Origin of the sequence: Antarctobacter heliothermus, from assembly GCF_900188425.1 — a bacterium.
GTDB lineage: Bacteria > Pseudomonadota > Alphaproteobacteria > Rhodobacterales > Rhodobacteraceae > Antarctobacter > Antarctobacter heliothermus.
Map to the genome: position 1 here is coordinate 67,792 of NZ_FZON01000013.1, position 11,579 is coordinate 79,370.

Sequence of the window (11,579 nt, forward strand, 5' to 3'; positions counted from 1 at the left end):
ACGACCGAAAATCGACGCTCCGCGATTTATCGCGGGGCGTCTTTCCACATCCGCTCCCCGCTTTTACTCCGGTCGCCGCAACAGCCCCGGCAGCGCTTCGGCCAGCAACTCCCAGACAATGCGCACCCTTGGGCTGGTGCGCAATTCGCGGTGCGCCACCAGCCAGACGGGAAAGCGAAAGCCGAGATCGGGCAGCACGCGCCGCATGTCCGGGGTGGTGTCACCCAACCCGCAGGGCGCGGTGCCAATGCCAACCCCGGCGCGGGCCATTTCCCAATGCACCGCATGGGACGAGGCCAGCACCGGAAACTGCGCGGGCGTCACCGGGATGCCACGTTTTTGCAGCGCGGTGATGAAATTGTCGTTGTCCTTGAACCCGATAAACTCTGCACCCGCCAGATCCGCAGGTCCGGTCACCGGACCCAACCGGGACAGGTAGTCGGGCGTGGCATAAAATGCGCCTTCGTCCTCTCCCACCATCTTGGCGATCAGGTCCGGCTCTTCGGGGCGGGCGTTGCGGATGGCAATGTCCGCCTCGCGGCGTTTCAGGTCACGAATCTCGTTCGAGGCGACCACCTCCAGCGTGATGCCCGGCGCGACCTTGCGCAGGCGGCGGGCGATCTGCGGCAACAGCCAGCTGGAATAGATCTCCGAGGCGGTCACCGCCACATGGCCAGATGCGGCCTGCGCCTGACCGGAGGCGGCCAGCGACACGCCCACCGCCGCCTCACCCATGGCACGCACATGGCTCATCAACTGGGTGCCCGCCTGCGTCAGGACCAACCCGCGACCGACCCGTTCGAACAGGATCAGCCCCAGTTCCTCTTCCAGCGCGGTCACCTGACGGCCCAATGTCGGCTGCGTCATGCCCAGCGCCCGCGCCGCCGCCGACAGCGACCCTTCCTCGGCGGTGACCAGAAAGGCCCGCGCGCGGTTCCAGTCAAAGGTAACAGAGCGCCAATCCATACGAAGATGCATGGACAACCCCCGGGCAAAGTCAATCTCTCATGCAAAAAAGGCCCCGGAATCTCCGGGGCCTTGCGTCTCATGTCGCGCACTCTGGGGTGCGTCTGTGCGTCTGTGCGTCAGTTGACGGTTTCGGCGTCAAGAACGTCCTTCTGGACGGTCACAGCGTTTTGCGGCCGCGCAATGGCGATCTGACGCGGTTTCAGCGCCTCGGGGATCTCGCGCTTGAGATCAATGTGCAGCATGCCGTTTTCATGAATGGCCCCTTGCACCCGCACATGATCGGCAAGGTGAAAGCGGCGTTCAAACGCGCGCGTTGCGATGCCGCGATGCAGGAACGCCTTGGCCTCGTCGCCGTTTTCACCCTTGCGGGCAGAGACGATCAGCGCCTGTTCCTTGACCTCGACGGACAGCTCGTCCTCGGCAAAGCCGGCCACCGCGATCGAGATGCGGTAGGCATCGTCGGCGGTCTTTTCAATGTTGTAGGGGGGATAGCCCGTCTGCGCGGTCTCATTGGCAAGAACGCGGTCCATCATGTCGGCCATCTGGTCGAAACCGACGGTCGCACGGTAGAGCGGGGCAAAATCGAAATGTCGCATGGAATCCTCCGTTGAGCGATACCTTGGGTCTGTGCGCCTTCCCATCGGGGACAGGCACCTGATCAACCGGAACCCTGTTGCAGGCGTCCCGATGACTTAGAATTTGGACAGCGCAGGCGCGGTTTCAAGACCCTCAGGGCCGAACAAATCGCGCGCCGGTGCCGCTGCGGTCACCGACCTGCACCCGGCGCGCGCCGGTTCCCGCCTCGGGGCGGGTGTCCGCACGCCGCAGACGGCTGCGCAGGCGCGCCACATGATCGGACAGGTCCATGCCATAGGCCCGCTGGTCCCCTGACGGGTTCGGCGCGATGGCCGAAATCACCGACAGGATGCGCAACCGCCCATCCACCTTGACCAGCACCGGCGACCCCGAAGAGCCAAAGGTCACGTCGCAGTCAAACTCCAGCACACCGCCGGCAAAGCGTTCCGTCAGGTCACAGCGCCGCTGCCGCGACATCACATCGGCGCGCCCCTCGCCATAGGACACCACGCTGACAGCACTGTCCGCGACCGGCGCGTCGTGAACGATCAGCGGGTCTGCCTCGGCGGCGTGAATGTCGCGGTCCAGTTGCAACAGCGCCACGTCCCTTGCAATCATGCGCCCGCTCAACTGCTGCCCGCCGCCGCCGCTGTAGCCCTCGGCCACCACAAAGCGCCGCACGCCCCGCGCCGCGATCTCTGTGCCCAGATGATAGCCCGCGCGAAACCGCAACCGTTCGGCGGGCACCTCTGATCCGTCGCGGTCAAACACACAGTGCGCGGCCGTCAAAACCAGATCCCGCGCGATCAGCGTCCCGGTGCAAAAGCTGCGCCCGGTGTCGATCCGCCCGACCGCCTCCCAGCCCAACAGTTCACCCCGCCGGTCCATCACGTCAAAGGCGGTCTGCGCCGCTGCGGGGGCGGCCAGCGCCCAAAGGAGCAGAGCCGCCAGCCGTCTCATGGGCGCACGAACTTGGCGCCGGTTTCACGCCGCGTCCCCGCCGCCATCCGGTCCAGCCCGGCCCCCGGATCGCGATCCGCAGACAGCGCATCGCGCAGATCCGCCAACGGCCCCTGCAACGGCGTGGCCAGCGCCACCGGCGCGCCATTGGCCTCTGCCTTGGATGAGACGATCGACACCATGCGCGCCAGACCGTCCGGCCCGATCCGGAACACCGGCGATCCGGACGCGCCGAAATCCACCGAACACGACAGCACCAGCATCCCGTCCTGATGCGCCAGCACCGCACAGGTTTCCTGCAACGACGGCGCCTCGGACCGGTCATGGGCATAGGATACCACGCCGACTGTATCGCCTGGCTCGGGGCCGATGTCGGTGGCAAAGGGGGTGATTGTGGTGTTGCGGATCGGGTGTTGCAACTCGATCAACGCCAGATCGTGGCGCACCCTGTCGGCGTCGGCCTCACGGCCATAGGCAAACCCCGGATGCGGCACCGCCTTGCGCACCCGCCGATAGGCCGCCGCGCGGCCGTTGCGCCACCCGGCAAGGAACTGCATGTCGTCCACCGGCACCCGCAGCCCGGTGTCGGGGTCAAACAGGCAATGCGCCGCCGTCACCACCAGACGCGGCCCGATCAGCGCCCCGGTGCAAAACGACGTGCCAGCAATCTCAAGCCGACCAACCGCCTCCCATCCGCGGCCATCCTGGGCCGAATCCATGCTGAACAGGCTCTGGGCGCTCGCCGCGCTGCCCAAGAGCCAGAGAGAGAAAACCAGAAGAAATCGCACGAACACTCCCTCAACAGTTGCATGTAAAATACGCACGGCATCTGGGCAAAAATGAGGCAAACTCGCCTCAAAGACAGTCTGTTTTTGTCACGTCAACGATCGCGGCTTGGGCCCACCTGTCGCCCAATCCAACAGCTCGACCGTATGCACAATCGGCACCTGCGTCCCGCCGCCGATCTGCATCATGCAGCCGATGTTTCCGGCGGCGATCACATCCGGCTTTTTCGCCTCTAGGGTCTGGACCTTGCGCGCCTTCAACTGCTTGGAAATCTCTGGCTGCATAAGGTTGTAGGTGCCGGCGCTGCCACAGCACAGATGGCTGTCGGCAGGTTCCACCACCTCGAAACCCGCCTTTTTCAGCAGGTCTTTGGGGGCGTTTTTCACCTTTTGCCCGTGTTGCAGCGAACAGGCAGAATGATAGGCCACGCGCAGGCCTTTGGGCGCGCCCTGCGGGATCTCCAGCCGCGACAGCAATTCGCTGATGTCCATGGCAATGCCCGCCACCTTGGCCGCGTCCCCGGCCAGTGGATCTTGGGCAAACATGTGGCCGTAATCCTTGACCGTGGTGCCGCAGCCGCTGGTGTTGATCACGATGGCATCCAGTCCGTCGCCCGCCATCTCTGTCGTCCAGGCGCGGATATTCCGCGCCGCGCTGGCGTGGCTCTCATCGGTCTTGCCCATGTGATGGGTCAGCGCGCCGCAACAGCCCGCGCCCTTGGCCACCACCACCTCACAGCCCAGCCGCGTCAGCAGGCGGATGGTAGCGTCGTTGATGTCGGTGTTCAGCGCCTTTTGCGCACAGCCGGTCATCAGGGCCACGCGCATCTTTTTCCCGCCCTCGGGGGCAAAGCTTTGCGGGTCATCGTTGCGGCTGACCGGGGGAATGGTCTTTGGTGCCATTTCCAACATCGCACGCAACCGGGGGTCTGGCATCCATTTGGCAAAGGGCCGGCCGACCTTCGCCCCCAGCAGCGCCAGCCGGAACCGCCCCGGATAGGGCAGGATCTTGGCCAGCGTCCAGCGCAGCGCCTTGTCGTGCCACGGGCGGTCATAGTGTTTTTCGATATATTCACGCGCATGATCGACCAAATGCATGTAATGCACCCCCGACGGGCAGGTGGTCATGCAGGCCAGACAGGACAAGCAACGGTCGATGTGCTTGACCGTCTTTTCGTCCGGAACCCGTTCGTTCTCCAGCATGTCCTTGATCAGGTAGATGCGCCCGCGCGGGCTATCCAGCTCATCGCCCAGCACCTGATAGGTGGGACAGGTGGCGGTGCAAAACCCGCAATGCACGCAGCTGCGCAGGATCTGGTTGGCGCGCGCGGTGCCCGCGTCCGTCAGTTGCTCGTCGGTGAAATTCGTCTGCATGTCAGTCCATCATTTGGGCGGTGGCAAGGCCGAACCAGGGGAGGGGGGCGGCCATCAGCGCGCCCAGCAATGTCAGTCGGCGGGGAGTGCGCCCCGGCAGGCGGCGGCGCAGGGCCTGGCCCACCATGGCCACGGCCACAACCCAGCCAAACCAGAAAGAGATCAGCGCCGCCAGAGGCGACCGTCCCTGCAACACCACAGCCAGCGCCGCCGCACAGATCACCGTCAACGACAGCGCGACCAGCACCGCCAGCGTGGCGGGCAGGCGCAACAGGCCCGCCACAACCAGCGGCCCGGCCACAAAGGCCACCACAAAGGCGATAAGTGCGGGATGCCCCATCAGGCCATGATCCCGGGGTTCAGCATGCCCTTGGGATCAAACCGGGCGCGGATGCCCTGCGTCAGCGCCGCCACCGCAGGCGGCTCGGGCTGGAACACCGGCAGGCTCAGGCGGGTCTGCTCAGAGGCGCGGATCAGCGTGGCATGGCCTTGCAGCCCCTTGGGACGCAGGTCCGTCCCCGGCGCACAATCCACCCAGATCAAACCGCCCGCCCAGTCATACAGCACCCGAGAAATCTCGTGCCGCGCCCGCAGTTCGGCCACCACACCGGGCGCAGCACTTGGCCGGACCGACAGCTTCCAGACATCGCCGCCGGTGCCCTGCATCATCTCCACATCGCGCACCCAACGCCACAGCGCCGCCACCTGGCCCGGGTCCGTCTCGACCCGCACCGACAGATCCGCAAACATCTCTTGCAAACGCCCCAGACGATAGCTGACCGACCCGGCAAAGCCCTCGATCCGCAACAGCGTCAACGGCACGTCCCCCGGCCCCCCCGGCGCATGTGCCGCGCCGGTGATCTCGAACGGAGAGGTCACCGCCCGGCTCATCACCTCCTGCGCCGCACCCTCGCTCAACCCGTCGATCATCAGACAAGCGCTGGTTTCCGGCCGCGGCAACACCTTCAGACTGACCTCGGTCAACACACCCAAGGTGCCCCAACTGCCGCTCATCAGCTTGACCAGATCATAGCCGGTGACGTTCTTCATCACCCGCCCGCCGTTCTTCACCACCGTCCCGGTGCCATCGACAAACCGCACTCCCAGCATGAAATCGCGGCACGCCCCGGCCTGCACCCGGCGCGGCCCGCTGACATTGGCGGCCACAACACCGCCAATCGTCGGCGCACCCACCGTCCCCAACAACCCGCGATGATCCATCGGCTCAAACGCCAGCCGCTGTCCTTCGGCGGCAAGCGCCGCCTCGATCTCCACCAACGGCGTCCCCGCCCGCGCCACCAACGTCAAGGCGCCCGGCTCATACAGGGTGATGCCCGACAAACCGCCGGTCTCCAACACCTGCGGGGCCGTCGTCACCCCAATCGCCCGCGTCCCGCCGCCGCGAATGTGAAACGCCTCACGCGCCCCGGCGATTCCCTCGGCCAGATCCGCTTCGCTTTCAGGTCTCATGCGCCACGCTCCTGGCTTCTTCTTTGTGAAAATACCCCGGGGGAGTCGCCCTCAGGCGACGGGGGCAGCGCCCCCACCGATTTTTCGCAGTAAAATCGTCTCTTCATTCCGCCGCCACCCGCACCACGCGCCGCGCCTCGGACGAGGCCAGCGGGAACACCTTCGCCGGGTTCAACAGCCATGGCGGATCGAACACATCCTTCACCGCCATCTGCGCCTCCAGATCCGCGGTCGCGTATTGATCCACCATCAGGTCGCGCTTTTCGATGCCCACACCATGCTCGCCGGTCAGGCAGCCGCCCACCTCGACACACAGCTTGAGGATCTCCGCGCCCAAGGCTTCACATTTTTCCAACTGTCCGGGGGTGTTGGCATCGAACAGGATCAGCGGATGCATATTGCCGTCGCCCGCGTGGAAGACATTGGCCACGTCCAGCCCGAACTCCTTCGACAGCTCGCCGATGCGCTTGAGCACAAACGGCAGCTCGTTCACCGGGATTGTCCCGTCCAGACACATGTAATCGTTGATATTGCCCATCGCGCCAAAGGCAGACTTGCGCCCCAGCCAGATCCGCCCGGCCTCATCCGCGTCCTTGGCCTCGCGCAGCTCCACCGGGTCGTGCCGCCGCGCAATGGCAAGGATCTTGCCCAGCTGTTCGTCGATCTCCTCCGGGCTGCCCTCGACCTCGACAATCAGCAGCGCCTCGCAATCGGGATAGCCCGCCTGCGCAAACTCCTCTGTTGCGCGGATACAAGGCCGGTCCATGAACTCGATCGCCACCGGCAGGACACCCGCCTTGATGATGTCGCTGACACAGGCCCCCGCCACCTCGTTGCTGTCAAACCCCATCAACACCGGCCGCGCGCCCTCGGGCTTGCGCAGGATGCGCAGCGTCGCCTCTGTCACCACACCCAACTGGCCCTCGGACCCGCAGATCAGCCCCAGCAGGTCCAGCCCGCCGGCGTCCAGATGCGCGCCGCCAATCTCGACCACGGTGCCATCCATCTGCACCATGGTCACGCCCAGCAGGTTGTTGGTCGTCACGCCGTACTTCAGACAATGCGCCCCGCCGGAATTCATCGCGATATTGCCCGCAATCGCGCAGGCCAGCTGCGACGACGGGTCCGGGGCGTAAAAGAAATCCTCTTCTTCCACCGCGCCGGTCACGCTCAGGTTGGTGCGCCCGGTCTGCACCCGGATGATGCGGTCGGCATAGTCGACCTCCAACACCTCATTCATCCGCGCCACGCCCAGGATCACCGAATCCGCCGTCGGCAGCGCGCCCCCCGCCAGCGAGGTGCCCGACCCGCGCGGCACCACCGGCACGCCCTCCTCAAAGCAGATCTTCAGCACCGCCGACACCTCAGCGGTCGAGGACGGCAACACGGCGGCCAGCGGCGGACAGCGATAGGCGGTCAGCGCGTCGCATTCATAGGCGCGGGTCTCTGCCTCATCCGAAATCACCCGGTCGGCAGGCAAAACGGCAAGCAACCGTTCGACAATCCGACCCTTGCGGGCAAGGATAGATGGGTTCGGCTCTGGCATCTGCATGGGGTCTTCTCCTCTGCACGCGCTGATGCGGCATAATTGGTAAGTTTATATAACCAAAATGCCCATTGCACCACCGCGAATCCTTGAACGTTGGCGCGGCATCTTGCCATTTTAGCGATACAGCGGTCAGGTGCGGACATGAATTGGATCAAGATCATACATCTTCTTTGCGTCATGGGCTGGATGACCTCAATCTTTGCCGTACCGCGCGCGCTGATCTACTGGAAGCGGGAACACGCCAAGCTGGGTGAAAACGGCCCGCTGGGCGATCTCACCTATCGCTTGTACCGCTTTTCCGCCGGTCTGGCGGCCATCGCGGTGATCACCGGGCTGTGGCTGGCCTGGGACTGGGGCTTTCCGGTCTGGACCCACGTCAAAATCGCGCTCGTGGCGCTGCTGGCGGGGCATTACCTGTGGACCGGGCGTCTGGTGCGCCGCGCCCAACGCGGCGAATTCCGCGAAAGCGACATGTATCTGCGCATCTTCAATGAGGTCAGCGTGATCGGGGTGATTGCGATTCTCTGGGTTGTTGTGGTCAAACCGTTCTGATGGACTGGAACACCCTGACCGCCGGATTTACCATCTGGGACGTCGCCGCGCTGGCGCTGTTGCTGCTGTCATGGGCCGGGGCCACCCGCCTGATCGAACATCCGCCGAAAAACCGCCCGTCCACCTCTGTCCTGATGGCCGACTATCGCCGCGCGTGGATGACGGTCTTTGTCACCCGCCAACCGCGCATCTTCGATTCGCAGATCGTCGCCAGCCTGCGGCAGGGCACCGCCTTTTTCGCTTCGGCCAGCATGATTGCCATTGGCGGCGGGTTTGCCCTGATGGGCAATGCGGACCAGTTGCGCGGCGTGGCGCAGGACTTCGGCACCAACGTGGACCCGGTCGTCGTGTTCGAGATCAAGCTGATGCTGATGCTGATGTTCGTCGCCAATGCCTTTCTGAAATTCGTCTGGTCGCATCGGCTGTTCGGCTACACTTCGGTGCTGATGGCAGCGGTCCCCGAAAACTCCGATGACCCGGTGACTCTGGCCCGCGCCCGCAAGGCGGGAGAGATCAACGTGACCGGCGCGCGCAGCTACAACCGTGGCTTGCGGTCGGTCTATTTCGGCATCGCGGCGGCGGGGTGGTTGTTGGGACCTGTGGTTCTGATGGCGGCCACGCTGTTGACGCTGGCGGTGATCCTGCGCCGCGAATTTGCCTCGCATTCGCGGGCCGTACTGCTGGACGCCAGTGACGGGCCCCTATGATGGCGGCAGATGCCGGATTTTCGGTCTTCGGGATCGCCCCCACGTCAAACCCTCTGCTAGGCTGACCTCATGCGATATGTGATTCCCCTGCTGCTGCTTGCCGCCCCGCTGTATGCCGAGGCACCCGTGATCGAAGCCGCCACTGCACAGCATGGCGGTGGCGGCTGGACCGTCTCCGTCACCCTGCGCCACCCGGACAACGGATGGGATCACTACGCCGACGGTTGGCGGGTGGAATTGCCGGATGGCACGGTGCTGGCAACGCGTGAGTTGCTGCATCCGCATGAAACCGAACAGCCCTTCACCCGCGCGCAATCCGGCATTCGCATCCCGGCAGGGACGGCACAGGTGCTCATCCGCTCCCGCTGTCTGGTCGATGGCTGGTCAGAGCAAACGCAGGTCCTGACGCTGCCCTGATGCCGGCGTTCTCTGCGGGTCAAATCCTAACGGCAGGTAAATTCGTCTCTGTAACCCATTGATTTTGCGTGACCGCACGGCTGTCCACGCGTGGACAGCGCAAAATCCTGACGGTCACATCTCAATCGACCCGTAGGCCGGGCTTCAGCCCGGCACACCGCGCCAACTCCATGCCATCAGCTACGCCCCTCCCGCAGCCAAGCCCCCACGATCAGCCCCGCCGCCAGCAGCAGAACCAGCCATTCAGGGGCCAGCGGCGTCTGCCTCACATCCAGCGTTTGATAGGCCTCACGCGGGGTCAGCCCGATCCATCCCCGCCCGGCGGCAGGCCGCCCGGCGCGCACGTCCCGGATTGAGGGCAGACCCTCTTCCAGCCGCATAACCCCGCCGCGCAGCCCCTCGATCATCGGCGACAAGGCAGCCCCGCTGGCAATGGTCTGGATGAACTCACGCGGTGCCGAGGGACCCAACCCCACAACGGCGGACAGGGCGTTCTCTTCCAGTCGGTACAGCCCAATCTCCGGCCCGTCGTAGATCGCCTCATAGCGGCCCGGGCTGACCTCTTCCAACGGCACCTCAACCTCATCGCTCGAGGGCGTGATCACCGTCACAGAGCCGACAAATTCATTCAGCGTCCGCCGGATGATCCGCATCGACTGCCCTGCAGGCTCGGCCCACAGCGCCTCTTCTTCCAGCTCTGGCTCTTTCATCATCCAATGCGCCAGCCGCCGTAGCAGGTCCAGTTGCGGCCCGCCGCCCTCATAGCCACGGTTCCACAGCCACGCCTGATCCGAGGCCAGCAGCGCCACGCGCCCCTCACCGACACGGTCCAGCACCAGCAAGGGACGGTCGTCCACGCCTGACATGACCACATCGCCCTTGATCGGCTCCACCTCGATCTGGCGCAGCCAACGGCCCCAGGTGTCGGCCCCTTGCAGCCCGCTGGTCACGGGATGGCGCAGGCCAAGCTCTGTGACCGCAGGACGATACCCCTGATCCACGACGCGTGCCGTCGGCTCAGCCGGCAGGATATCCGCCAGTGGCGAGCGATAGATCGAATCCGCCGAGGCAAAATCCGGCCCCGCCGCAACCAGTACCGCGCCGCCCTGTTCGACATAGTTGCGCACGTTGTCGAGGTAGATGGCGGGCAGGATGCCGCGCCGTTTGTAGCGGTCAAAGATGATCAGGTCGAAATCGTTGATCTTTTCCAGAAACAACTCTCGGGTCGGGAAGGCGATCAGCGACAGTTCATTGACCGGCACACCGTCCTGCTTTTCCGGGGGCCGCAGGATGGTGAAATGCACCAGATCAACGCTGCTGTCAGATTTCAGCAGGTTGCGCCATGTCCGTCCGCCCGCGTGCGGCTCACCCGACACCAGCAGTACCCGCAGCCGGTCCCGCACGCCATTGATCTGCACCAGTGCCTTGTTGTTGCGGTCGGTCAACTCGCCCTCGGCCTCGGGGACGGTGAATTCGATCACGTTCAACCCGCCGTGGGGCAGGGTAATCGGCAGGGTCAGATCTTCGCCGATCGGCACGGTAAAGGTGTCTGGTGCCGCGCCATCGATCGAGATCAGGATCTGAGTGCTGAGGTCGCCCGGTGTCGCGCCGTCATCCTCGATCCGCAGGGTCAGTTCGACCTCCTCGCCAAGGATGGCAAAGGCGGGGGCGTTGCGCACGATCAGCCGCCGGTCCCAATCCTCTTCCAACCCGGTCAGAAGCAGGTGCATCGGGGCGGGCAGATCAGGCGCGCGTTCCAGATCATGCAGACGGCCATCGGACAACAAAACGACACCGGCGATGCGACCGCGTGGTTCCTCTGCCAAGGCATTGGACAGCGCGGTCATCAGCAGCGTCCCGGCATCGCCTTCGCCATCGCGCACGGGGATGCGCCGCACCTCGGTATTCGGGCGGGCCAGCAGGCGTGCCTCCATCGTGTCGGCGGCCTCTGCGGTGACTTGTGCCCGTTCGGCCAGCATCTGCGAGGCGGTTTCATCCACCAGCATCAGCACGATATCGGCCAGCGGCGCGCGGTCCTCTATCTGGTAGGAGGGCTGCGCCAGCGCGCCGACCAGAACGACCCCGGCCAAAAAGCGCAGCGCCCAGCCCGACAGCCCGCGCCACAACGCAAGGCCGGTGCCCAGCAGCGCCAGCGCCGCCAGCACGGCGATCACCGCCCAGGGCAGCAGCGGGTCGAATACGATCTGTCCGTTCATCTCT

Annotated in this window: 12 protein-coding genes; 3 read left to right on the forward strand and 9 right to left on the reverse strand. The window is 65.0% G+C overall.

Going from position 1 to position 11,579, the window contains the following annotated elements:
• Positions 1-63: 63 nt before the first annotated feature.
• The 8 genes from CHB90_RS09080 to CHB90_RS09115 form a co-directional block, all read right to left on the reverse strand.
• Positions 64-978, reverse strand: a complete 915-nt coding sequence (locus CHB90_RS09080) for a LysR family transcriptional regulator (protein WP_089277551.1) — start codon at positions 976-978, stop codon at positions 64-66.
• Between the two features lie 107 nt (positions 979-1,085).
• Positions 1,086-1,565 carry an Hsp20 family protein gene (locus CHB90_RS09085; RefSeq protein ID WP_089277552.1) on the reverse strand — a complete coding sequence of 160 codons (480 nt, stop codon included), beginning with the start codon at positions 1,563-1,565 and terminating at the stop codon, positions 1,086-1,088.
• A gap of 133 nt (positions 1,566-1,698) precedes the next feature.
• Positions 1,699-2,505: a trypsin-like serine peptidase gene (locus CHB90_RS09090; protein WP_089277553.1), complete on the reverse strand. Its 807-nt coding sequence runs from the start codon at positions 2,503-2,505 to the stop codon at positions 1,699-1,701.
• Positions 2,502-3,224 carry a trypsin-like serine peptidase gene (locus CHB90_RS09095; protein ID WP_089277554.1) on the reverse strand — a complete coding sequence of 241 codons (723 nt, stop codon included), beginning with the start codon at positions 3,222-3,224 and terminating at the stop codon, positions 2,502-2,504. The genes CHB90_RS09090 and CHB90_RS09095 overlap by 4 nt, the downstream gene beginning before the upstream one ends.
• Positions 3,225-3,380: 156 nt before the next feature.
• Positions 3,381-4,664, reverse strand: a complete 1,284-nt coding sequence (gene glcF / locus CHB90_RS09100; RefSeq protein WP_089277555.1) for a glycolate oxidase subunit GlcF — start codon at positions 4,662-4,664, stop codon at positions 3,381-3,383.
• 1 nt (position 4,665) lies between these two features.
• Positions 4,666-5,004 carry a hypothetical protein gene (locus tag CHB90_RS09105; protein WP_089277556.1) on the reverse strand — a complete coding sequence of 113 codons (339 nt, stop codon included), beginning with the start codon at positions 5,002-5,004 and terminating at the stop codon, positions 4,666-4,668.
• Complete coding sequence (locus CHB90_RS09110) at positions 5,004-6,134, reverse strand: FAD-binding protein (RefSeq protein ID WP_089277557.1); 1,131 nt, start codon at positions 6,132-6,134, stop codon at positions 5,004-5,006. Before CHB90_RS09110 ends, CHB90_RS09105 begins: the two co-directional genes overlap by 1 nt.
• Before the next feature lie 103 nt (positions 6,135-6,237).
• Positions 6,238-7,686, reverse strand: coding sequence for an FAD-linked oxidase C-terminal domain-containing protein (locus CHB90_RS09115; RefSeq protein WP_089277558.1), 1,449 nt, complete (start codon positions 7,684-7,686; stop codon positions 6,238-6,240).
• A 138-nt stretch (positions 7,687-7,824) separates the two neighbouring features.
• Here CHB90_RS09115 and CHB90_RS09120 point away from each other — a divergent pair, with 138 nt between their 5' ends.
• From CHB90_RS09120 to CHB90_RS09130, 3 genes are all read left to right on the forward strand, one after another.
• A complete protein-coding gene (locus CHB90_RS09120) occupies positions 7,825-8,235 on the forward strand; it encodes a CopD family protein (protein WP_089277559.1) in 411 nt (136 codons plus the stop codon).
• Positions 8,235-8,942: a DUF599 domain-containing protein gene (locus tag CHB90_RS09125; protein ID WP_089277560.1), complete on the forward strand. Its 708-nt coding sequence runs from the start codon at positions 8,235-8,237 to the stop codon at positions 8,940-8,942. The genes CHB90_RS09120 and CHB90_RS09125 overlap by 1 nt, the downstream gene beginning before the upstream one ends.
• 69 nt (positions 8,943-9,011) lie before the next feature.
• Positions 9,012-9,359, forward strand: coding sequence for a hypothetical protein (locus CHB90_RS09130; protein ID WP_089277561.1), 348 nt, complete (start codon positions 9,012-9,014; stop codon positions 9,357-9,359).
• Positions 9,360-9,535: 176 nt separating this feature from the next.
• On the opposite strand, the gene CHB90_RS09135 is transcribed toward CHB90_RS09130, so the two are convergent.
• Positions 9,536-11,575 (reverse strand): glutamine amidotransferase, encoded by a 2,040-nt coding sequence (locus tag CHB90_RS09135; protein ID WP_089277562.1) that lies wholly within the window; start codon positions 11,573-11,575, stop codon positions 9,536-9,538.
• Positions 11,576-11,579: the final 4 nt, after the last annotated feature.